The organism is Ascidiimonas aurantiaca (assembly GCF_037646345.1).
GTDB classification, from domain to species: domain Bacteria; phylum Bacteroidota; class Bacteroidia; order Flavobacteriales; family Flavobacteriaceae; genus Ascidiimonas; species Ascidiimonas aurantiaca.
The window spans coordinates 103833-128061 of the sequence record NZ_JBBEWR010000010.1 but is presented as its reverse complement, the minus strand read 5'-3'; the positions used below and the strand labels follow the sequence as shown (position 1 = coordinate 128061).

Annotated in this window: 23 protein-coding genes; 9 read left to right on the top strand and 14 right to left on the bottom strand. The window is 39.1% G+C overall.

Annotated features, from left to right (window positions below; all coding sequences use genetic code 11):
- Positions 1–55: 55 nt before the first annotated feature.
- A complete protein-coding gene (locus tag WAO84_RS11495) occupies positions 56–1156 on the bottom strand; it encodes a site-2 protease family protein (RefSeq protein ID WP_340065918.1) in 1101 nt (366 codons plus the stop codon).
- 150 nt (positions 1157–1306) lie between these two features.
- Between WAO84_RS11495 and WAO84_RS11490 the strand changes: the two genes are divergently transcribed.
- The 7 genes from WAO84_RS11490 (at position 1307) to WAO84_RS11460 (ending at position 10579) form a co-directional block, all read left to right on the top strand.
- A complete protein-coding gene (locus WAO84_RS11490) occupies positions 1307–2557 on the top strand; it encodes a PAS domain-containing sensor histidine kinase (RefSeq protein WP_340065916.1) in 1251 nt (416 codons plus the stop codon).
- Entirely contained in the window at positions 2535–3584 is a 1050-nt protein-coding gene (locus tag WAO84_RS11485; RefSeq protein WP_340065915.1) for a response regulator, read from the top strand. The genes WAO84_RS11490 and WAO84_RS11485 overlap by 23 nt, the downstream gene beginning before the upstream one ends.
- 80 nt (positions 3585–3664) lie before the next feature.
- Positions 3665–4534 carry a universal stress protein gene (locus WAO84_RS11480; RefSeq protein WP_340065914.1) on the top strand — a complete coding sequence of 290 codons (870 nt, stop codon included), beginning with the start codon at positions 3665–3667 and terminating at the stop codon, positions 4532–4534.
- Between the two features lie 1449 nt (positions 4535–5983).
- Entirely contained in the window at positions 5984–6583 is a 600-nt protein-coding gene (locus WAO84_RS11475; protein WP_340066008.1) for a flavin reductase, read from the top strand.
- Entirely contained in the window at positions 6580–7746 is a 1167-nt protein-coding gene (locus WAO84_RS11470; RefSeq protein ID WP_340065913.1) for a M20 family metallopeptidase, read from the top strand. Before WAO84_RS11475 ends, WAO84_RS11470 begins: the two co-directional genes overlap by 4 nt.
- A gap of 3 nt (positions 7747–7749) precedes the next feature.
- Entirely contained in the window at positions 7750–8769 is a 1020-nt protein-coding gene (locus tag WAO84_RS11465) for a hypothetical protein (protein WP_340065912.1), read from the top strand.
- Positions 8770–8878: 109 nt separating this feature from the next.
- The gene (locus WAO84_RS11460; protein WP_340065911.1) at positions 8879–10579 is read left to right on the top strand and encodes an adenosylcobalamin-dependent ribonucleoside-diphosphate reductase; all 1701 of its coding nucleotides are present in this window, start codon (positions 8879–8881) and stop codon (positions 10577–10579) included.
- Here WAO84_RS11460 and WAO84_RS11455 read toward each other — a convergent pair.
- Both WAO84_RS11455 and WAO84_RS11450 read right to left on the bottom strand, forming a co-directional pair.
- Entirely contained in the window at positions 10576–11025 is a 450-nt protein-coding gene (locus WAO84_RS11455; protein WP_340065910.1) for a DUF2267 domain-containing protein, read from the bottom strand. The two genes, WAO84_RS11460 and WAO84_RS11455, sit on opposite strands and share 4 nt — an antisense overlap.
- Before the next feature lie 14 nt (positions 11026–11039).
- Complete coding sequence (locus WAO84_RS11450; RefSeq protein WP_340065909.1) at positions 11040–11648, bottom strand: WG repeat-containing protein; 609 nt, start codon at positions 11646–11648, stop codon at positions 11040–11042.
- Positions 11649–11765: 117 nt separating this feature from the next.
- Between WAO84_RS11450 and hemN the strand changes: the two genes are divergently transcribed.
- Entirely contained in the window at positions 11766–13133 is a 1368-nt protein-coding gene (hemN, locus tag WAO84_RS11445; RefSeq protein ID WP_340065908.1) for an oxygen-independent coproporphyrinogen III oxidase, read from the top strand.
- 30 nt (positions 13134–13163) lie between these two features.
- Here hemN and deoD read toward each other — a convergent pair whose 3' ends face one another.
- The 11 genes from deoD to WAO84_RS11390 form a co-directional block, all read right to left on the bottom strand.
- Positions 13164–13865 (bottom strand): purine-nucleoside phosphorylase, encoded by a 702-nt coding sequence (deoD, locus tag WAO84_RS11440; protein WP_340065906.1) that lies wholly within the window; start codon positions 13863–13865, stop codon positions 13164–13166.
- A gap of 58 nt (positions 13866–13923) precedes the next feature.
- Positions 13924–14226: a thioredoxin gene (trxA, locus tag WAO84_RS11435; protein WP_340065905.1), complete on the bottom strand. Its 303-nt coding sequence runs from the start codon at positions 14224–14226 to the stop codon at positions 13924–13926.
- Positions 14227–14242: 16 nt separating this feature from the next.
- On the bottom strand, positions 14243–14944 hold the full coding sequence (locus WAO84_RS11430; protein WP_340065903.1) for a sulfite exporter TauE/SafE family protein: 702 nt from the start codon (positions 14942–14944) through the stop codon (positions 14243–14245).
- 6 nt (positions 14945–14950) lie between these two features.
- On the bottom strand, positions 14951–15397 hold the full coding sequence (locus WAO84_RS11425) for a FixH family protein (protein ID WP_340065901.1): 447 nt from the start codon (positions 15395–15397) through the stop codon (positions 14951–14953).
- A gap of 34 nt (positions 15398–15431) precedes the next feature.
- Positions 15432–16850 (bottom strand): cytochrome c oxidase accessory protein CcoG, encoded by a 1419-nt coding sequence (gene ccoG, locus WAO84_RS11420; protein ID WP_340065899.1) that lies wholly within the window; start codon positions 16848–16850, stop codon positions 15432–15434.
- Positions 16851–16869: 19 nt separating this feature from the next.
- Positions 16870–17832 (bottom strand): cbb3-type cytochrome c oxidase N-terminal domain-containing protein, encoded by a 963-nt coding sequence (locus WAO84_RS11415; RefSeq protein ID WP_340065897.1) that lies wholly within the window; start codon positions 17830–17832, stop codon positions 16870–16872.
- Positions 17829–18017 carry a CcoQ/FixQ family Cbb3-type cytochrome c oxidase assembly chaperone gene (locus WAO84_RS11410; protein ID WP_340065896.1) on the bottom strand — a complete coding sequence of 63 codons (189 nt, stop codon included), beginning with the start codon at positions 18015–18017 and terminating at the stop codon, positions 17829–17831. The genes WAO84_RS11415 and WAO84_RS11410 overlap by 4 nt, the downstream gene beginning before the upstream one ends.
- A gap of 33 nt (positions 18018–18050) precedes the next feature.
- Positions 18051–20255: a cytochrome-c oxidase, cbb3-type subunit I gene (ccoN, locus tag WAO84_RS11405; RefSeq protein ID WP_340065895.1), complete on the bottom strand. Its 2205-nt coding sequence runs from the start codon at positions 20253–20255 to the stop codon at positions 18051–18053.
- A 3-nt stretch (positions 20256–20258) separates the two neighbouring features.
- Positions 20259–20456 carry a cbb3-type cytochrome oxidase assembly protein CcoS gene (gene ccoS / locus WAO84_RS11400; RefSeq protein WP_340065893.1) on the bottom strand — a complete coding sequence of 66 codons (198 nt, stop codon included), beginning with the start codon at positions 20454–20456 and terminating at the stop codon, positions 20259–20261.
- 74 nt (positions 20457–20530) lie between these two features.
- A complete protein-coding gene (locus WAO84_RS11395) occupies positions 20531–22900 on the bottom strand; it encodes a heavy metal translocating P-type ATPase (protein WP_340065892.1) in 2370 nt (789 codons plus the stop codon).
- Positions 22901–22973: 73 nt separating this feature from the next.
- A complete protein-coding gene (locus WAO84_RS11390) occupies positions 22974–23207 on the bottom strand; it encodes a hypothetical protein (protein ID WP_340065891.1) in 234 nt (77 codons plus the stop codon).
- A gap of 172 nt (positions 23208–23379) precedes the next feature.
- Here WAO84_RS11390 and WAO84_RS11385 point away from each other — a divergent pair, with 172 nt between their 5' ends.
- Positions 23380–24225 carry a universal stress protein gene (locus WAO84_RS11385; RefSeq protein ID WP_340065889.1) on the top strand — a complete coding sequence of 282 codons (846 nt, stop codon included), beginning with the start codon at positions 23380–23382 and terminating at the stop codon, positions 24223–24225.
- The last annotated feature ends 4 nt before the right edge of the window (positions 24226–24229 follow it).

Sequence of the window (24229 nt, the reverse complement as noted above, 5' to 3'; positions counted from 1 at the left end):
AGAAGGATACCGGCAATTAAGAAAGATTACTTTCTGGCGGCTATGTATTTCCCGGTTAGTTCACCTGAGGCAATAAATTTGAGCGAAGGAGAATAAATTCACTCAGATTGGTAAGGTCTATAGCGCCGGTAAGTTTTCCGTTTTCAAATACAGGAATAAATTTTCGTTTTTCACGATTTATAGTTTCCAGAGCATCTCTTAACGGAGCTGATGCTTCAAGAACACGGTATTGGGTATCCATAATACTGTCTATGGACATTTCCTGATTTTTCACATTTTTTATCAGGTCATTATAATGTAAAACACCTACAAGTGTATGGCCTGCCTCAGTAACAAGGAAATCTCTTTCTACTCCTGCAATAAGCAGTTCAACCACCTCTTTAATTTGGGTTTGAGGGGTAAGGAAAGTAAGGTTGGTAAGCATGGCGTCTTTTACCTGGTAATCTTTTATGAGTGACAGTTGCTGTTCCATTTTATTTTCTCCCGCAGCTCCTAAAAAGATAAAAAGGGCGATCAATATCAGGAACGGATTATACAGTATTCCCAGGATGAAAAACCCGAATGACAATAGTTGCCCGAGATTAGCGGCGATATTGGTGGCTTCAGAACGGCTCATTTTCATAGATAGCAAGGCGCGAAGAACACGGCCCCCATCCATAGGAAATGCGGGTATCATATTAAAAATAACCAGCACAATATTGGCGACAAAAAGATTGAGTAAGAAATTGGTAAAGCTTATAGAACCCATAAGTCCTTCCAGTTCTTCGGCATTCATATTGAAGTAATCACCAAGAGGGATAAAAAGCAGTAATATCGCTGCAATGACTATATTTACCAGAGGCCCCGCAATGGCTACTGCCAGTTCTTCTGAAGGTTTCTCAGGCATTTTTTCAAGCATGGCTACTCCTCCAATAGGAAGTAATGTGATCTTTCGTGTTTTTATATTAAACTTTTTGGCAGTAAGTGCATGGCCCAACTCATGTAAAACCACACATGCAAAAATAGCCATTACGAAAGCTACACTTATCAGAGAGGATTGTAAATTACCACCACCTCTCAAATCAATAAAAACAATCCATATAATAATGAACAAAAAGGTCCAATGTACCTGAATTTTGATACCTGATACCTTTCCTAAGTGTAAGTTTCCTTTCATAAGGTTTTGAGTTTAAGCAAAAATAGAAGAGCATGTCATTTTTAACAATGACGAAAATCATTGCAAACGTAATTATTGTTATTTTTGTAAATACTTAGGGTGTTTTTCGTAAAGGCGAAACCTGGTTAAACTATAAAAATTGCAACCCATATGTTACATTCGGGCAACGATATATTTTTAACATTATCTGAAGCCATACCCGAAGGTTTGTTGATGGTGGATGACAGCCAGAAAATTGTAGCCACCAATACTTCTGCTCATGAAATGTTCGGGTATGATCCGGGAGAGATGGAAGGGCGGCAGTTGCAAGACCTTATTCCGGAAAGATATCGTTTTGGCCACAGCACTTTTTTTAATAATTTCTATAAACATGCCGAAAAACGGCAAATGGGTAAAGGGCGTGAGCTGTATGGTTTGCGTAAATGCGGACTCGAGTTCCCTATAGAAGTAGGTTTGGCACCTTTTTCTATTTATGGAAAAACGTATGTACTCGCTCTATTGGTAGATATTACTCTTAGAAAAGAGACCGAGCAGCGCATTATGGAGCTCAATGAGCGACTGGAAGATAAAATAAAACTGCGAACCTCCGAATTACGTAAATATGTAGCAGAACTTAAAAAAGAAGTAGAGCGAAGAAAAAAAGCAGAATCACATGCGCTGGAATCTCTTCGTAAAGAGAAAGAGCTTAATGACCTAAAAACCAAGTTTCTTTCCTTAGTTTCACATGAATTCAAAACACCGTTAACCGGAATACTCACTTCCTCCCGGCTTGTAGATAAATATATGGGAATGGGGCAGGAAGAAAAACAGCGAAAACATCTCGAAACCATTGCCAATAAAGTACATCATCTCAATGATATTCTCAACGACTTTTTATCAGTAGAACGTATAGATTCCGGTAAAGTAAATTATAAGTTCTCTACTTTTAATCTCAGTAAGGTACTCAATGAAGTAATTTACGATGCCAATATGCTTCTCAAAAGCGGACAACGCATTAAATACCCGGAAAACATTGACAATATTTCATTAGAGTTTGATGAAAAAATACTAATTTTAATACTCTCAAATCTTATTCGCAATGCCATAAAATATTCTTCTGAAGAGACAACGATCAAAATTGTAATTGAGCGTAGTGAAGATATCGTTTCTTTTAGGATAGAAGACCAGGGTATTGGAATTCCCGAAAAAGATCAGAAACATATTTTCGAAAGGTATTTCAGGGCCGAAAATGCTTCTCTCAACCAGGGAACAGGTATAGGTCTTAACATTGTAAAGGGTCACCTGGAAAACCTGGGAGGTAGCATTTATTTTAAGAGCAAAGAAAATGTAGGTACCACCTTTGTAGTGCAAATCCCCCTTTTAAAACAACAGCACACCGATGAAAAAAATATTGTTGATTGAGGACGATCCAGTATTAAGAGAAAATACCGCAGAACTCCTTGAGCTATCAGATTATGAAGTAGTAACAGCTTCAAATGGAAAGAAAGGTGTTGAAAAAGCACGTGAAGTATTTCCCGATATCATTGTCTGTGACATTATGATGCCCGAAATGGACGGTTACGGAGTCCTGGAAACCCTCTCGGGAGACAGTAAGACCAAAGCTATCCCATTCATATTTCTTTCTGCCAAAACAGAACATAAGGACATTCGTAAAGGAATGGATATGGGGGCAGATGATTATCTCACCAAGCCGTTTGAAGAAGAAGAACTTATTAGCGCTATTGAAAGCCGCATGGCTAAATCGGCTATTTTAATGGAGCATGAAAGAGCAACTGCCGGGGAAGATACAGATGCTTCAGATATGAAAGGACTGGATGATCTCAAAGAGTTTTTCAAGACCGAAGCCGATGTGGAAGAGTATATGGCAGGTAGTGAGATTTACAATGAAGGCAGTAATGCCAATTATCTGTATCTGGTTGAAAGCGGAGTTATCAAAAACCACCGTCTTGATGAATACGGAAAAGAACTTATAACAGGTTTGTATAAAGCAGGTGATATTTTTGGATATACCAGCTTCGCATATAATTCACCCAATCTTGAATCTGCCACCGCATTAGAGAATGCAAAACTTTACAGGCTTTCCAAAGAGACACTGAAAGAGATCCTTGATAAAAATCACAGCGTAACACTCGAACTTATTAATTATATTACCGATAACCTTTCAGATGTAAAAGAACAACTTCTACGCATGGCGTATAGTTCTGTAAGAAAAAAAACAGCCCATACTATTTTAAAATTTGTTGATAAATTAAAAGAAAGGCAACAGGAAGGTATAAAAATTTCCAGAAGTGATTTAGCAGGAGTAGCCGGAATTGCCACTGAGAGCCTTATTCGCGCCTTATCTTCACTGCGAAAAGAAGGTTTAATTGAGATTGAAGGAAGAACTATAAAAGTACTCGATATTCTTGCTTTGGAAGAAGTAGAATGATAAAAGGATTCCAGTAACTGACTTTTATCATTTTTTTCGTTCTGGCCACATGATACATTTGTTTTTATAATTGGGCTAGAATGAAAAATGTATTGATACCCACCGATTTTTCTGATAACGCATGGAACGCTGTTTCATATGCTGTTTCTTTTTTCAAGAAAGAGCGGTGTAATTTTTATATACTGCATGTATGCAGGCCAAATGCTATGGTAGGGGGGGATATTGCCTATACACCAAATACCAGGATCGTACAACGTACTGTGCTTTCTGATGCAGAGACAAAAATGAATGAACTCGTGGAGAGAGCAGAAGCTTTGTCTGGTAACAGTAAGCATAACTATATAAGTCTTATTGATTATAATTACCTGATAGACTCCATCAAAGAATTTGTCCGGGAAAAAGAGATCAACCTTATTGTGATGGGAACCAAGGGCGCTTCCGGTTTAAGAGAAGTGGTCATTGGCAGTAATACAGGCGATGTTATTACCAGGGTACCCTGTCCTGAATTGGTAATTCCTGAAGATGCTGTTTTTGAATCGCCGGCCCAAATTGTATTTCCTACAGACTTTAATCTTTTGTACAATGCCGATATTCTGGATACCCTTGTTCATATATGTAATATGCACAATGCTCATATTCATGTACTTTTTGTTACCAAGAATAAAGAAAAGCTTAATGCAGAACAGGTAGCTAACAGAGAGTTGCTCCTGGGATATCTCAGCGATTGTCCGTGTACATTTCACACAACCACCAATAACAGGCTTGAAAATGCCATCCAGGATTTTGTGAAAACCCATGATGTGGATATGATTGCTATGGTGGCCAAGAATCTTAATTTTTTCCAGCAAATATTCTTCAGACCTACCGTAGAGAACATTAGCTACCATACAAAGGTCCCATTTTTGGTATTACACGAAAAAAGTATTCAGCATAACCATAAAAAACTGTAAAAACATTTTGCAGTAAAATAAAAACCGGGAAGCAGGGAGATACTAAAAGAGAAAGAGAACAACTATTTGGAACACTCTTTTCTATTGGCTATAGCATTGCTGCTTTGGAAGTATCCCTGATAAGTGTGCTACTGAATTACTCCGTCACATATTAAAAAAAATAAACAAAATCCGGAAAAAGAAGCTAAAAACTGATATAAGTCATTTTTTTTGATTTACCGACAAATTATTTTAGTAACAGGTTTAGAATACGTTCTTTTAATCAGTTGGATTTTTATAATGCCTTTTTTCTCTTTTTGAGATAAATGGCATTTAGGTAGATGTATCGGACGTGTAACTTTAATAGGCGTACTTGAAAAGGAGGTCTGTAACAAGGTGTTCGAAGTGCATGTCCGGTATATTTACAATATTGACTCCGGCTTTTTCATTTTCATTTTTTTCATAATAATTTGATTTGGGGCCAGTATTGGCAACAATTAAAAAGAAGATTAATAATTATATTGTTTAACGTGAACTGTATATAGGTTTTCGTAAAACGAAATTAATCTTTAAAACAAAAAACAGGAAGCGAGCGCTTCCTGTTTTTTGTTTCATACCCTTCATGTTTGTGAACAAGAATGACCAACAACTAACAAGCTCTTTTCATTTAGCATACCTTTCTTATAAATGTAATATGATCATTATTTTTTGATGGTAAAAACGCAGGTCTGCTCATAAAAACTTTTGTTAAAACATTTACCAAAACGGGTATGAAAGACCTTGCTGAAGCAGCAGGTAAAAATGCTTCTCCGGGTGAAAAGTATAATCAGCTTGCTTATATAGGAGCTAAGGCTGTACGATAGTTTTAAACGGGAAGTTTACATTGGGGTTTTTCCAATTCATTATGGAATACCAATCAATCATTAACTAAGCTGTCAGGTGGTGAAGCTGTTACCGCAGGAGGTATTATCGCTGCAGAAGATCTGCCGGAAGCCAGTTTTTCAGGGTAACTTGATACTTTTCTAATGTTGAAGGAGAAAAAAAAATGTAAAAACTGATTTTTGTCATTTTCCTCTTAGATTGAGCGTATTATATTTGCTTCAGTTAGTGGTTAATAGATTTAAAGTTCTTTAGTTTTTTGAGACTTAAAAACAAGTTTTGTCGCCTCTTAGGCGATAAAATAAAGAAGGTGTTAAAAGTATCAATATCCTTTTAAGATGTACTGGGTTTAGAGATAAAAACAGTTTTATTCATTAAAAGCGTTATGAATGCATTTAATACTTTCTTACAGAAGCAGATGCCGTAAGGTATCTGCTTCTTTTGTTCTCAATAGTTTCAACTTCCTTAATACTTCTCTTTTGGAATAATTTAAAATAAAAACAGTATTCGTTTTTATATTTTATAACTGATGAAAATCAGTTTCTGGCTTGTATAGCTTTTGTAACTTGGGGCATATATTTTTTGACAATTATGAATGATGAATGGATATCGCTGGATGTTTCAGCCCCTATATGGAACCGGTTTTTTACCGTTGCCTCCCTGGTTATAGTAGGTACAAAAGAAGATAAGGGGTATGATATGGCGCCTAAACACCTGGCAATACCTATGGGGTTTGACAATTATTTTGGCTTTGTGTGCACACCACGTCACAAAACCTATGGTAATGTACAGAAGGCGCAGGAGTTTTCAATAAGTTACCCCATGCCAAACCAGTTGGTAACTACATCATTAGCAGCATCTCCCAGAAAATCAGAACACTCTAAATCAGAATATACGGTCAAGGCACTGGCAACGGTTAAAGCTACCAAAATAGATGCGTTGTTAATTTCCGATTCTTATGTGCATCTGGAGTGCCGCCTTTTCAAAGTTATTGATGGTTTCGGAGAAAACAGTCTTATAACCGGAGAGATTTTATCTGCCCGGGTAAATACTCTCTATTTAAGGGTTTCGGAACAGGATGAACAGAAACAATTACAACAACATCCTTTGTTGGCATATATTGCAGATGGTCGTTTCGCCGTTATAAAAGACACTTTTGCCTTCCCGTTCCCAAAAGGTTTTACACGATGAAAACTCAGCGAGAAATAGCAGATGTAATTCACGCTCGTTTGTTGGATAAAGAGGAGGAAATGCTTCAGTTTTTGAAAGAGTTGGTCCAAATAGAAACACCATCTTCTTTACCTGCTGCTCAAACCGCTATTTTTAAGCTGTTGCAAAAAAAATTTACAGAATTAGATTTTTACAGTTTGCAGGTACCGGGCCGGGAAACCGGAGGATATTTATACGCCCGTCCTGCAAAGAGAGAAAAGAAGCTCCCGTTGCAATTAATAGTAGGGCATTGTGATACCGTCTGGCCGATACAAACGTTAAAAATGATGCCTGTAGGCAGACATGACAACCAGTTTAAAGGCCCCGGTGTATATGATATGAAAGTGGGGCTTACCCAGCTTTTTTTTGCGATACGGATAATCCGGGAATTGGGATTACCCTGGTCTGTCACTCCTGTAATTATTATAAACTCTGATGAAGAAATAGGGAGTATAGAGTCCACCGGCATTATTAAAAAACTGGCACATTTGTCGGTAAGGGCCTATGTGCTGGAACCGCCACTGGGGCTTGACGGAAAACTAAAGACAGCCCGTAAAGGAGTAGGGAGGTTTACCATTACCGTAAAAGGAAAAGCAGCACATGCAGGTCTTGATCCTGGAAAAGGCATAAGTGCTATTGTTGAATTGTCACATCAGGTACAAAAGCTGTACAGTATGAATGATTTTGAAAAAGGAATCACTGTTAACGTGGGAATGATAGAAGGAGGTATCTCTCCTAATGTGATTGCACCCGAAAGTAAGGCGGTAGTTGATGTGCGTGTACTTAATGAAAAAGACGGGGCATACATTACCAAAAAAATTAAAGAGTTAACTCCTGCTATGGAGGATGTTACCTTAACGGTGGAAGGCGGTATAGGGCGCCCTCCCATGGAAAAAACACCGGGTAATGAGCGTTTATGGCAAACAGCACTTGAAAAGGCCCGACTTCTTGGAATTACATTGGAAGATGCTACTGCCGGAGGAGGATCAGACGCCAATACCACCAGTACGGTGGTACCTACTCTTGATGGTTTGGGTACTCCGGGAGACGGAGCGCATGCCAATCATGAATACATTCTCTATAAAAAGCTGCCGGAAAGAACTGCCTTGTTAACGTTACTATTACTGGCAGATGTAAAAACATAAGCTATGGATACACCGTATATCTATACTTCGCTTACCCGTATTTCTAATCTTTCGCAAGTCCCTTTTGCATTGCAATTTCTTGACAGGGAAAAGTGGGAAACAGCCGATTATATTGCAGCTAAAATTATTGATGCCGGCAGTAATACTCTAAGCATAGAACTGCCCAACGGCAGAATGCGGGGAGTTATAGGAGGAGAGTTGATTATAGGTGCTTTGGGAGAAAGATATGCTACTCTAGAAGCTACAGGAACCTGGAAAGAAGTTAAAGACGATCTGCAAATGCACGTACTCACCGCCGCCGGACTCCTGGGGAAAATGACATCAAAATCGGCTTTTATCCCGTCATTAATGAAAATAGAATATAAAGGACATATAATGCGGCAGGGTAAAAAAGTAACTATGTCCGATTATATACCCCAGGTTGCCGATATTGCGTTTGCTGCGCCGGTAATTATATTCGTGGGGACCTCTATGTCTGCAGGAAAAACCACCTCAGCCAGAATAGTTACTAATTTACTCAAAGCAGCAGGACTAAAAGTGGTAGGAGCCAAACTGGCAGGAGCAGGGAGGTATAAAGATATTTTAGCGATTAAAGACGTAGGTGCAGATGCCGTATTTGATTTTGTCGATGTAGGGTTACCTTCTTCTATTTGCGAGCCGAAGAAGTATAAGGAACGATTGCAAAGGTTATTGAGTCTCATACAACAGCAACATGCAGATATTGTGGTGGTTGAGGTGGGCGCTTCCCCTTTGGAGCCTTATAACGGAAGTATTGCTATAAACATGATTAAAGAACATATAAAATGTACGATTTTAAGTGCTTCTGACCCCTATGCAGTACTGGGACTTATGAAAGCATTTGACTTTGTTCCCGATATAGTAACAGGAATCGCGACCAATACACTTGCAGGGAGCGCTATGGTAGAGCAATTGTGTAACGTAAAAGCACTGAACCTTATTGATCCCGGAACTACCGGGGAACTAAAAGATATCCTGGCATCTGCCACCGGTTTATCTCTGTAAATAGCTTACCGTTCTGAAATAAAAATATCGAATTTCATATTTTAGAGAACAAGTTTTATTCACAGTGTTTAAAGTAAAAAGGTCAAATAGTAACCCTTAATTAATAAAAATGGCAGTTGAATTTACAAAAAATGCCCTCCAAATACTCAGGGAACGCTATCTTTTAAAAGATGATAAAGGAGTGATTGTTGAGAAACCGGATGCGATGTTCAGGCGTGTAGCTCGGGCCGTGGCAAAAGCAGAAACCAATCAAAAAAAGCATTGGGAGGATGCTTTTTACCAAAGTATGTCCCGACTGGAATTCCTGCCTAATTCACCTGCTTTAATGAATGCCGGATTGCCAAACCAGCAGTTGAGCGCTTGTTTTGTTCTGCCGGTTAAGGATAATCTTGAAAGCATTTTCCAAACACTTACACAGGCGGCTCTTATCCATAAAAATGGAGGAGGCACAGGGTATAACTTCTCAGCTATACGGCCTAGGGGAGATCGTGTTGCTTTTTCAGGGGAAGCCTCGGGTCCCATAGCCTTTATGAAAGTATTTGATACAGCCACTGAGCAGGTAAAACAGAGTGGTAAACGCAGGGGCGCCAATATGGGGATCTTAAATGTGGACCATCCCGATATAGAATTATTTGTGACTGCAAAGTCTGATGGCCTTAGTCTTCAGAATTTCAATAGTTCAGTGGGAATTACCAATGCATTTATGAAGGCGGTAGAAGCAAAAGCCATGTGGTCCCTCATAAACCCGAGAACAGGAGCTGTTGTAAAAGAAGTAGAAGCTTTTAAGCTGTGGAAGTTAATTGTAAAAGAAGCTTGGAAAACCGGCGATCCCGGATTACTATTTTTGGATCACATAAATGATGCTAATCCCATTCCTGAAAAAGGCCCTATACAAAGTACAAACCCTTGTGGAGAAGTTCCTTTACTGAACTATGAAAGCTGTACCCTGGGGTCTATAAATGTATCGAAAATGATTTGCCGCACTAACCCGGATACAGTACAAATAGACTGGCAAAAACTGGCAAAAACCATTGAACTTGGAATACGGTTTCTGGATAATGTCATCACAGTGAACTACCATATCTTCCCGGAGATCAAAACCATTACACAAACTAACCGAAAAATAGGCCTGGGCGTTATGGGCTGGGCAGAACTGTTATTTTATCTTGCCATACCTTATGCTTCTGAAGAAGCTGTAGAACTGGGAGAACTTCTCATGAAGTTCATAAAAGAAAAAAGTTACGAAACCTCTGTTGTGCTTGCCAAAGAAAGGGGCACTTTGCTTCACTCCCTAAAACGTCGTAATGCTACCTGTAACAGTATAGCACCTACGGGCACTATTTCAGTCATTGCGCAAACCTCATACAGCATAGAACCACTGTTTGCCCTTGCTTATGAGCGCAAAGGGATTCTCAACGGAAAAACACAAACAGAGATGAATACAGTATTCAGGTCAATTATGGAAAGTGAAGGGTTATGGAGTGCACAGCTGAAAGAAGAGATTTTAAAAACCGGCACTATACAGCACATTACCTCAATTCCAAAAACGCTGAGGAAGCTTTTTAAAACCAGTCTTGAAATTCCCTGGAAATACCATTTGCTACATCAAAAAGCTTTTCAGGATCATACGGATAATGCTGTTTCAAAAACCATTAACCTTCCAGAAACGGCAACCGTAAAAGATGTATATGACATATATGTATATGCCTGGAAATACAGATTAAAAGGAATTACGATATATCGCGATAAAAGCAGACTCGACCAGGTGTTACAAGCCTGCCGTCTTACTGATAGTGATGAGTATTGTTAAAACATAAGGTTGTGATATACCATACTCTTCAAGTCTTTGGGTAATTCTGTCCTTATATCTTCAAGTTCTCCAAGAGATATATACTTTCTTAAAATAATAAAAGTAGTGTCTATGTATCGGGATGCCAGTTCATCAGATCCAAAATCATTAACAGATGTTACCCCGTTATGTTCCCTTACAAGATCTATGAACTGTGATATACTTTTTACTCTGGGCTTTTTGGATACCGGTGACCAGCCGTTAACATAAACTGCTTTTAAGAACATGGGAAATTGCGCAATTAACTGTAACGATTCATTTATGGAGATGATGTCTCGTAACCCATGTAATATGGCCGCGAGTATTCTTCCCGCTTTTTCTGTATCGTCTCCCAAATTGTGAGCATGTGTATATTCTTTTAAAAAAGAATTTCCTTCCTGGGCAAACTTTGTAAAATTGAGTGCCATGTGCGTTACATTTGTTATTTAAGCATTACTATCATCATACCGTCTCCGGTTTCTACAGCTACTTGCTTTTCACTTAAAAAATGCGTAGCCGAATACGGTTTTTTGAACCTCTTTTGGGACATGAGTATTTTAGGCAACTCCCTTAGAAGTATCACTATATTCCCTTCGGTATCGATCACTACCTCAGAAAAATCATAGGAAATGATCTCCTTATTGAGGTATTCGTTTTTACCACGAACAGATTTCTCTACTAAAATTGCAATGGCATACCCATTGTTGAAATTTGTTGCGTTGAGGAATTTTGGTTCAATCACGGTTTTTCCCGAAGCATCTATGTAGCCATAAAAGGGTATCCCGTCTTTGGTGGTTTTTATTAAACATCGATTATTTTTAAAAACGGGATAAGGTTCCATTTTACGGGAATGGTAATTCTCTACACTGATATCTTCTCTAAAACCAATTATCTGGTTGTTTGAAGTGTCTATAAACCCCCATTTGTTATTTTTTTTCACCGCAATGAGCCCTTCAGAAAGCTGACCAACATCTTCAAGGCCTTCTAGGGTTTGAGCAAACATAAACATTGGAAGAGCTAAAAACATTATAGATACAAATATTTTTTTCATAGAAGTCATTGTTTTATTTAGTGTGAAATTACATAAACAAACCACGTTGCTAAATGATAAAAATCATGTTACAAAAATGTTTGCCGCCCTATATTTGAATTAAATATACCTTAAGTTATGAGTGAAAAAGATATCGTTCAGAAATACAATGTTCAGGGCCCTCGATATACCAGCTATCCAACTGTACCGTATTGGGATAATAATACTTTTTCCCTGGACGGGTGGAAAAATTCATTGCAACGGAGTTTTAATGAGACGAATGCCAGTGAGGGGATAAGCCTTTATATACATCTTCCTTTTTGCGAAAGTCTTTGTACTTTTTGCGGTTGTAATAAACGCATAACACAACGTCATGATGTAGAGTTACCCTATATAAAAGCACTTCTTAAAGAGTGGGATCTGTATGTGCAAATGATGTCGTCACGCCCTGCTATTAAAGAAATTCACATAGGAGGGGGGACACCCACCTTTTTCAGTCCTGAGAATATAACATTTTTAATGAAAGGCCTGTTAAGAAGGGCAATCATACTTCCTGACCATGAGTTCAGTTTTGAAGGGCATCCTAACAATACGACCGAGGCACATCTGGAAGCGCTGTATGATATGGGGTTTAGAAGGGTAAGTTTTGGGGTTCAGGATTATAACCCGCAAGTACAAAAAGCGATACATCGTATCCAGCCTTTTGAGAATGTAAAGAAAGTTACTGATTTGGCCAGAAAAGTGGGATATACTTCTATAGGGCATGACCTTGTATTTGGATTACCTTTTCAAACGGTAGATCATGTGAGAGAAACTATTCAAAAAACCAATATGCTCTCTCCAGAACGTATTGCTTTTTACAGCTATGCACATGTGCCCTGGATAAAAGGTAACGGACAACGCGGGTTTAGTGAGATAGATCTTCCGCAGGCTTCTCAAAAACGAACCATGTATGAACTGGGTAAAGAGTTACTTCAGGAAAATGGTTATTATGAAATAGGAATGGACCATTTTGCATTACCTTCTGATACGCTTTGTAAAGCTTCTTATTCCGGGGCATTGCATCGTAATTTCATGGGATATACTTCTTCTAAAACCCAGTTGATGATAGGACTGGGAGTTTCTGCCATAAGTGATAGCTGGTACGGTTTTGCACAAAATGTGAAAGGTGTAGAGGAATATCAGTCTCTTTTAGAAAAAAATATCATTCCTGTATATAGAGGTCATTTGCTCAATGAAGAAGACCTTATTATTAGAAAGCATATTTTAAATATAATGTGCAGGTTCAAAACCTCTTGGAACACAGAAGAAGGTATTTTTCCCGAACTGCCTGAAGCACTTATACAATTGAAGGAAATGGAAAATGACGGTTTGGTAGAAATAGGCTCAAATTATATAGAAGTAACAGAAGTAGGAAGACCTTATGTGCGAAATGTGTGTATGGCTTTCGATTTGAGATTACAGCGAAAGAAACCGGAAACCCGCCTTTTTTCTATGACCGTTTAAGCATTTTGATTAATCAAAAAGCCGGGTTGGTCATATCGCGATGTTCAATGCAATATCGATCATTTCTTTAAAAGTAGTTTCCCTTTCAGCAGCAGAGGTTTCTTCTTTAGTTACCAAAGAATCTGAAATAGTGAGTATAGAAAGTGCCTGTACTTTGTGTTTGGCTGCTATGGTGTATAGCCCGGCTGTTTCCATTTCTACACACAGTATTCCATAGGCAGCCCATTTTTTGAAATACTCCGGATCATCTGTATAAAATTCATCAGATGTTAGAATAGGTCCTCCTTTCACAGAGATCCCCTGTTGGGAAGCATAATTGCATGCTTTTAGAAACAAATCAAAATGGGCGGTAGGTGCATAATCTGCCTGGTTAAACCTTGCTTTATTGATAGAAGAGTTGGTTGAAGCAGACATTGCCAGTACAATGTCTCTTACGTTCACATGTTTTTGGTAAGAACCTGCAGTGCCTACTCTAATGAGTTTTTTTATGCCATAGTTAACAATAAGCTCATGATAATAGATCATAGCAGAGGGGATACCCATACCACTTCCCTGAACAGAGATCTGCTTACCTTTATAGGTGCCAGTATATCCCCACATACCACGTATGCGATTATAGCATATGGGGTTGGAAAGGAAGTTTTCGGCTATCCATTGCGCGCGCAGGGGGTCACCAGGTAATAGAACAGCATCGGCAATAGCTCCCGGTTTCGCTTCTATATGTACACTCATTGAGAAATTTATTGATTACAAAAAATGAAGACTACGGCCTTGTAAATTACGGAAAAAATTATTGACTATGCGACTTAATGACTTGAACAATATGGTTTTTTTGAAGTACTCCGGATTGTCGCCATAAAGGGTTGCCATTTTTAAAAAGAATCATGGTAGGTACGCCGCGTATCTGGTAAGCGGCCGCTACCTTTGGATTTTTATCCACATCAATCTTTATGATTTTTACAGCATCTCCCAAATCCTGTTTTACCTCTTCAAGAATGGGAGCTAACATCTTACAGGGACCACACCAGTCTGCATAAAAATCTACGAGCACGGGTGTTTCAGATTGTATGATTTTTTGGAAATTGTTTTTCATAATAGCTACTGTAATATTAATGGCATTCTATAGAGGAGGAAGCTGTTTCAACAGCAGGTTGTGGAGACAGGTAAGGAATACCGAGTCCCAGTCCTCGAATTATAAATAAAATACCAATAATTATAATAATATAAGGAATTGCTTTGGTAATGCGCTTTCTTGCTGCTCCAGATAAAAAGTTGCCTGCATAAACGGCAAGTGTCATAAGAGGCATGGTTCCCGCACCAAAGAGCACCATATACAACACCCCCTGCGCGGCATCTCCGGTGGCAATGGCTCCAAAAATTGCCATATATACAAGTCCGCAGGGTAATAAGCCATTCAAGAGCCCTATAGTGAGAAAGGTATCTGCGGTTTGTTTTTTCAGAGCATTACCCAGGCCAGATTTGATACGTGTTACTAATCTGAAAGCAGGCTTTGAAAAATTATACTTATTAAAAATTTGTATAGGTAGCAATACGACAATAATCATTAAAATGCCAATTAAAAGTGATAAACGCTGTTGCATACCAAACAGATACAAGCCTTTTCCAAGAACACCAAAAATAAGCCCCAGCAGCCCGTAAGCCATAAGCCTGCCCGTATGATACAATAGTATTTTTACTATTTTACTGGATTTCCCTGTATTTCGTAACGGCAGCATAAAAGCTATGGGGCCACACATGCCTATGCAGTGAAAACTTCCTAAAAGCCCTAATATAATAGCCGTATATAACATGAATAGTTAATAAGTAATCTGTTTTTTTAGCATGTATGATTCGCCCATGTATTCCCATTGAATGGTAATATTCCAACGGCCATCCGCGAGGTTTTTGCCAGGTATGAGCAAATTAGTATCAGACAAAACCAGAGGAACTTTAAAATCCATTTTTTTGTCGGATGGCCTGTATAGGAATATATTTCCTGATATCTTACCAGGAGAGAGATCTGAAGGAAAAGATACGTATAACCCTTCAGATACTTTTTTTACCTGTATGGTCTTGTTATCTGCAATAGCTTTTTTTTCAGCATCCACTTCTTTTTGGAAGTCGAGCTCTTTTTTATAGTATTGTTCAGTTACCAGGTCATGACTGTATTCTTCGCTGGTCATCATAGGAATGACGAAATACATGATAAACCCAATAAAAAGAACGAATGCTATAACAATACTTGTTCCCCAGTTTATTTTCATAATACGTATCTTTTTTGTTAGTAAACTTATTTTTCTAATTGTAACTTCTGGGCCCCAGGAAAGCGGTAGTGGTGGTTTCAATGAGTTCGTCACCACTATACACTCCTATTTCTAACCGGTCTTTGTCTCCTTTAAGGGCTGCCTGGTTAATTTCAATAAAGAGTGTACCTTCTGCAAGATCCTGGGCAGGAACTGTAAAGTTTTTATGGGTTACCAACTCAATGGTACCGTTATGAGATAGTAACTTAAAGTGGACATCCTCAATTTCATTTGTGGTCTTATTGACCAGTTTGTAGGTGTACACATTACTTATCATGTTATCTCCTTTGTGCTCGTACAATTGCCCGGGCAGCCTAAGAATATTGGCTTCCAGATCGTTCCTGAGGAAAAGCATTCCCGTGAATACGGCGATCAAAATACCCAATACGGCGGTGTACCCTTTTAAACGGGTAGAGAATTTGAACTTTGCTTTCTTTTCTATATTATCAATACTTGCGTATCTAATGAGGCCTTTGGGAAGATTAACACTTTCCATGATACTGTCACAGGCATCAATACAGGCAGTACAGTTAACACATTCTAACTGCGTACCGTTTCTAATGTCTATTCCGGTTGGGCAAACATGTACACACTGAAAACAATCAATACAGTCACCTTTACCAGAAGCAACACGATCTTCGTTCTTTTTGAATTTGGCACGCCCTACCTCTTTTTCTCCTCTTATGTAATCGTACGCAACTACTATAGATTTATTGTCCAGCAGTACCCCCTGCAGCCTTCCGTAAGGACATGCTATGATACATACCTGCTCACGAAACCATGAAAAAATGAAGTAAAAAACAGCGGTAAAAATGGATAGTGAAATAAAAGTGCTCATATGGGCTGTTGGTCCTTCAGAGATATATCTTATCAGGCTGTCACTTCCTATAAGGTAGGCGAGGAATACATTTGCTATTAGAAATGAGATAATGGCAAAAATACTCCATTTCACAACCTTTTTACGTATTTTTTCTCCGTTCCAGGGCTGTTTGGACAAGCGTATTTGTTTACCACGATCGCCTTCAATCCAATATTCAATACGCCTGAAAACCATTTCCATAAATATGGTTTGCGGGCAGATCCAACCACAGAAAATACGTCCATAGGCTACTGTAAAAAATACAACAAAGACCACTCCAATGATCATCATGATCACAAATAGGTGAAAGTCCTGTGGCCAGAAAGGAGCTCCAAAAATATTGAAGCGCCTTTCTAACACATTGAACATTAAAAACTGATTCCCGTTAATTTTAATAAAGGGAGCAGCAAAAAGGAATGCCAAAAGAAAGTAACTTACCAGTTTTCTGTATTCATAATACTTTCCCACTGGCTTTTTGGGAAATACCCATGAGCGTTTACCTTCTGAGTCAATAGTTCCAATTGAGTCTCTGAACTTTTCTTCTGTGGCTTCCATTATTTTGTTTTCGGTTTTTTTAATTCATACTTACCGTTACCGAATCCGTTACTTTCTCTAAAAGCTCTTCTTCGGTACTGGTAGGCTCTGTTTCTGCAGGAGCATCCGGATCTACCCAGATCTCACCTTCAGGGTCTTTGGGTTCTGCGGGTGTTGTTCCCTGAAACGTAAGTAAATAACTGGCAACCTGAGCAATCTCAGCAGGTTTAAGGCTTTGTTTCCAGGCCACCATACCTTTACCGTCACGCCCTCCTTCAGAGATGGTACGGAATACATTTTTAATACCGCCTCCCAGTATCCAGTATTCATCAGTAAGGTTAGGACCTATACCTCCGCCACCGTCTTCTTTATGGCAGGCTACACAATTTACCTGAAAGATATTTTTACCTGCAGCCAGATCAGAAGCGTCAGTTAGTACTACCACCGTATTTACATCAACCAGATCTTTAGCGGTTTTTTTATACTCTTCGATAGCAGCTTCTGCGGCAGCTACTTCTCTTTCATATTCCATGGTTTGATCAGGACCTTCAAAAATATGATATCGTGCCAGGTAAATAACAGCAAATACTATGGTAATGTAAAAGCCATATACCCACCAGGGCGGAAGGCTGTTATCAAGCTCTTTAATACCGTCATAATTATGGTCGAGAATAATCTCATGTTCTTCTTCAATGGCTTTCCCTCCGGCCAGTTTTTTGTACATACGCTTGATCCAGACAAACTGATTGTCTTTTCTTAGCGCATCTGCCTCGAGATACCGTTCCTGAGCATCAGCACTAAGGCTGCGGAAAAGAACTGATTTAAAAGCCTCTATACATACTTCAATAGCTGAAATAAAGAGGAAAACTATTCCCAAAACAGCCCAGATTACAGGGTATTTCTCAATAGCCCATTGCTCTCCCGTATCCAGAGTAAGCTCCATGAGGATAAAGGTGGCGAGCAAAAAGCCCAGTATTCTTAAATAAGATGCAATGGTTTTCATAATGTCTGGTTGTTTTGGTTGTTTTCTAATGGAATTTCACTCACCTTTTTGATATATTCTTTTTTTGCACTAAACACCCACCAGTAGAGTACGGTGAAGAAAATAAAGAAGATAAGCAGTGAAATAATGGGGAATATTTCTATTCCCTCTATGCTGGCCATATGATGTTTAACAAATTTCAACATAATGCTATATTTTGTTTTCTATAATTAAGATCACTATTTATTTTCTGCCGTTAAGTTGTCATCGGCATTTTTCACTTTAATATCGGTTCCCAGTCGTTGCAGATAGGCAATAAGCGCTACTACTTCCCGATCTTTCATCTCTACAAAGTCCAGCCCGTTATCCCGTGCATATTTTTTATCTGCTTCATAGGTTTCTGCAAAATCAGGATCACTGTAAAGGTTTTGTTCAATTTGCATGGCCTGTGCATTCATAGACTCCTGCGCATTTGCGATATCTTCTTCAGTGTAGGGAACTCCCAGAGTTACCATGGTCTTCATTTTATCCTGAATCTCACTTCTGTCGTGTTTGTTGCGTATAAGCCATTTATAAGACGGCATAATAGAACCGGAAGAAGTGGTCTGCGGATCATAGAAGTGATTGAGGTGCCAGTTATCTGAGTACTTTCCACCTATTCGCATTAAATCAGGCCCAGTACGCTTACTACCCCATAAGAAAGGATGGTCGTACACATACTCTCCGGCTTTGGAGTATTCTCCGTAACGTTCGGTTTCACTCCTAAACGGACGAATAAGCTGTGAGTGGCATGAAACGCAGCCTTCACGTATGTATAAATCTCTTCCTTCCAGCTCAAGAGGTGTATATGGTTTTACACTGGTAATGGTTGGAATATTGGATTTAACCATAATAGTGGGTACAATTTGAACAATACCACCAATAAGAATGGCGATTGTAGCGAAAATGGTAAGTTTTACAGGTCTTCTTTCTAACCAGGTATGATATCCTTCTCCGGCAACACGTTTTTTGGTAACTCTGTTAAGAGGTGCAGCTTCTGCAAGCTCATCGGTAACGGCGCTCCCGTTTCTTACCGTTTTAATTATGTTGTATAACATAATGAGCATACCTGTTAAATATAATGTACCTCCAATAGCACGCATCCAGTACATAGGTATGATCTGGGTAACAGTTTCTAAGAAGTTACCGTAAACCAGGGTACCGTCAGGGTTAAATTGTTTCCACATAGAAGCCTGGGTAAATCCTGAAACGTACATTGGTAGTGCATACATGATAATACCGAGTGTACCTACCCAGAAGTGAACATTGGCAAGCCCGGTTGACCATAATTTGGTTTTAAACAGGCGAGGTACCAGCCAGTAGGCCATACCAAATGCTAAGAATCCGTTCCATGCAAGAGCTCCTACGTGTACGTGTGCTATGATCCAGTCACTAAAGTGCGCAATGGCATTTACGTTTTTAAGTGAAAGCATAGGCCCCTCAAAAGTGGCCATACCGTAACCGGTAATAGCTACCACCATAAATTTAAGTACAGGATCTGTTCGTACACGATCCCATGCACCTCTCAGGGTTAATAAACCGTTTATCATACCACCCCATGAAGGCGCAATAAGCATTACTGAGAAGGTAACCCCCAGGTTTTGTGCCCAGTCTGGCAGTGCAGAGTACAGAAGGTGGTGAGGACCGGCCCAGATGTATATAAAAATGAGTGACCAGAAGTGAACAATAGAGAGTCGGTAAGAATATACCGGACGATTGGCAGCTTTAGGTACAAAATAGTACATAAGCCCCAGGAAAGGAGTGGTAAGAAAGAATGCCACCGCATTGTGACCGTACCACCACTGTACCAGTGCGTCCTGTACACCTGCGTAAACAGAGTAACTTTTAAGCGCATTTACCGGCAGTTCAAGACTGTTAAAAATATGAAGCACCGCTACGGTAACGAATGTAGCAAGGTAAAACCAAATAGCTACGTACAGGTGGCGCTGTCTTCTTTTTAGAATGGTGCCAATCATATTCCAGCCAAAGACAACCCAAACTACGGCTATGGCAATATCGATTGGCCATTCCAGCTCAGCGTACTCTTTTGAAGTAGTATAACCGAGAGGAAGCGTAAGGGCAGCAGCAACTATGATTAATTGCCATCCCCAAAAATTGATGTTACTTAAAGCATCACTGAACATACGTGCTTTGAGCAGTCGCTGCAGCGAGTAGTAAACACCTGCAAAAATGGCGTTCCCTACAAATGCGAAAATCACTGCATTTGTGTGCAGCGGACGCAGTCGGCCGAAACTCAGCCATGAGATGCCATCCGTAATATTTGGGAATAAAAACATAAAGGCCAGCAATAGGCCCACGGTCATCCCAATGACACCCCAGAAGAGTGTCGCATAGATGAACTTTTTAACGATTTTATTATCGTAATAGAACTGTTGTACTTCCATAACTTATTCTTGTTTTTCTGAATGGGTTGTTTGCTTTTTATTTGTTGTTGTTTGTTTGATAATTTCGTCTTCAAACAGCATACGTACTGATGGGGTATATACATCATCAAACTGACCGCTTTTTACGGAAAAGATGAAGATCACGAAGAAAAAAATGGCTACGATAATGCTGATGGTAAGTAAAACATAGATGACACTCATAATCTAAAATGAATTATTGCGTAAAAGTATTTGTGAATGACTTCTTAAAAAATGACGAATGTCAGCTTTAAGGATCATTTTAACCTTCGTCCTAAAAAGTTTGTAGCAATTGTTGTAAAGACAACAATACTTATCGAGCTTAATGGCATCAAAATGGCTGCTATCACAGGTTCCAGTTGTCCCGTAACCGCAAAATAGAGTCCGGTAATATTGTAAAGCAAAGAGAGTACAAAACTCCACTTAACTATAGAGACCGCTCGTTTAGAAGCCTTTAAAAAGTCTGGTAACTTATGAAAGACTGAAGCATCCATAATTGCATCGCAGGCCGGGGAAAAAACATTTACGTTTTCTGAAACGGCTATTCCCACATTGCTTTGGGCCAGGGCTCCCGCATCATTGAGTCCATCACCTATCATGATCACTTCAAAACCGGTTTCTTGTAAAGACTGGATGTATTCCAGTTTAAGATCTGGTTTTTGATTGAAATGGTATGATACGCCTTCGGGGAGCAATTCTTGTAACCGCGATTTTTCACCTGCATTGTCTCCAGATAGAATGCTTATGCTGTGAGTTTTAGAAAGCTCTTCAAAAACATCGGTCATACCTTCCCGGTATTGATTGTAAAAAACGTAATGGCCTTTATAAGTATTATCCGTGCTAATATGTACAGATGTATTAAGTTCAGATATTTGGGTAGGAGAGCCTACGTATGAGGCCGACCCAACTTTTATACTTCTTCCTTCGAGTGAGGCCTCCAGGCCCTTGCCAATATATTCGTTATAGTTGTCCAGTGTAGTGATTTGATGGGCATCCAGTAATTCGTAAAGTTGCCGGCTTAGCGGATGGCTCGAAGCTCTGAGAGTATTTTTTAACAGCTTTTCTTCTTCACCATTAAGAGGTGTGCCGTTATACTGAACCGATTGTTCTTTATGGGTGGTAATAGTACCGGTCTTATCAAATACAATGGCATTGGTTTTGGCTATCTGCTCAATTACAGTAGCGTTTTTGAGATAAAACCTGCGTTTCCCAAAAATACGCAGAAGGTTTCCCATTGTGAAAGGTGCAGCGAGCGCAATAGCACAGGGGCAGGCAATAATAAGTACTGCGGTAAACACGTTAAGTGCTTTTGGAGGATAATAAAATAACCAGAATACAGAAGATATGATGGCTATAGAAAGAACTATATATGTAAATCTTTTGCTTATGGCATTGGTAAGTGTTTGAAAGGTGTCTGATTTATCTCTTTGAAATACAGAGTTACTCCACAATTGTGTAAGGTAACTTTGCTGTACCGATTTTATGGCTTCCATTTCAATAACACCAGATAGCTGTTTACCTCCGGCATACAGTTTGTCACCTGATTCTTTTCGCACCGCTCTGGACTCACCGGTAACGAAACTATAATCAATACGGGCGTCACCCTTACACAAAATACCATCTACCGGAATGAGTTCCAGGTTTCGTATAAGCAACCGGTCTCCCGGCTCAATATCGTACACCTGAATGTTTTCTTCGGTTTTATCAGTTTTTATTCGTGTTACTGCAATGGGGAAGTATGATTTATAATCCCGCTCAAAAGAAAGAAAGCTATAGGTTTTTTGCTGAAAAAACCGGCCCAGTAAAAGGAAAAAAACAAGCCCTGTAAGGCTGTCAAAAAAGCCGGAACCCAGATCAAAAATAATCTCAGTTGTGCTACGTACAAAAAGGACCAGTATCCCCAGTGCAATGGGCACATCAATATTCAAAAGACCCTTGCGAAGCCCTTTTACAGCCGCCACAAAGTAATCACTACCCGAATAAAAGACTACCGGTACTGAAAAAGCAAACATGATCCACCGGAAAAGATGTTTATATTGCTCCAGCCAGTATTCCCCAACTTCAAAATATTCAGGGAAAGACAAAAACATAACATTGCCAAAAGCAAAACCGGCAACCCCTAATTTTATGATAAGACTTCGGTTAATATTCTTTTTTCCGGAGTCATAGTCATTGAGGGAAATATACGGTTCATACCCAACAGATGCCAACAGAATAATAAGTTCCTTTAAAGAGACCTGGTCGCTGTTAAAAGTAATTCGCACTGTTTTTTTAGGAAAGTTTACCTGAGAACTTACCACTGCAGGCTGCAAACGGTTAAGATTTTCGAGTATCCAAATACACGAGCTGCAATGAATGTGTGGTATATACAAATTGACAACCTGTATATTGCCATCGCTAAATTCTAAAAGTCTTTCTGCAATATCAGGATTGCTTAAAAAATCATAACGGTTTTTGGCTTCCTGAGGAGAAGCCCCCGGTGCTTTTTCAAGGTCATAATAACAGGAGAGGTCGTTAGAAGAAAGGATCTCATAAACAGTTTTACACCCATTACAACAAAATTCCTTTTCCTCAAATACGATGGGAGAGGCATTACATTCGTCACCACAATGATAACAACTTGACATAAAACACTAATTTGCTCAAATATTAACAGCAAATTTGCGTAAGCCGGGGAATTTAAACCATGATAATTATCAGTTAGTATTCCGGATTGTTTCCAATAGGGTGATCTTCATAAAAATCTTTAAACGTTTTTTGCGTAGAGTAACGATCGGTTAATACCTTATAAACCATTATCAATGTTACCCCCTGGCCGGCAAGCATTACATAAAATACCCAGCCGAATGAAAAATCCATTGAGGCCATAACAGTTACCAGTATCAATAGAAAAGTGGCCAGAAAAACCCAGAAAAAAACGGAAAGTCCTTTCATTTGTTTTTTTATTACAAAATACTAAATATTAAAAGCTTACACTGTTAAAACATCATTAAAGTTTTGAGATAGTATAACAAAGACAAATATGAATCCTTGCTGTATGCTGACAAATATCATGGTATGGCCAAAAAGCGGTAATTAGATTTGTTGAGAGTTAAAATTTGCCGTAATGAAAAGAATAGTATTACCAACTGATTTTTCAAATAATGCCTGGAATGCAATAGCGTATGCTTTACAATTGTTTAAAGATGAGGATTGTACCTTTTACTTTTTGCATACGTATGTGCCTGCCTTTTATCGTATGGATTATATGATGGGAGGGCCTGCTTTTAGCGGACTTCCGGATCCTATGATAGAGGTGTCCCTCTCCGGTTTGGAGAATACCGTAGTGAAAGCCAAAGAAAACTACCCTAACCCCAAACACACTTACGAAACCCTTTCTGCTTTTAATATTTTAAGTGATGAAATAAAAGAAGTAGTAGAGCGTGAAGATATCGATATGGTAGTTATGGGTACCCAGGGAGCTACCGGTGCCAAAGAAATATTTTTAGGAAGCAATACCGTTTTTGTATTGCGAAAAGCAACAGTTCCGGTACTGGCTATTCCTGAAAATTGTCATTTTACTCCTGTAGAAAAAATTCTTTTTCCTTCAGATTATCTTACTATGTACAAACGTCGTGAGCTTAAAGCCGTTTGTGAAATAGCAAAGAATTTCAATGCATCTATTACAGTGCTGCACGTTCTGGAAGAAGGGGACATATCAGAAAAACAGGAAAAAAACAGAGAGTTCATAGAAGAATGTATGCAAGGGATTGAGCATACTTTCAAAGAACTTGAAGGGCAGGTAATGCCTAAAGCTATTTATGAATATCTTGAGATCAACAAATTTGATATGCTGGCCATGATGAATCGCAAGCACTCATTTTTTGAACGTTTACTTCTGCGTCAAAATGTAGATGATATTGGGTTTCATATCGATATCCCTTTTCTGGTAATGCGTGATACCTCGCATTAATCGT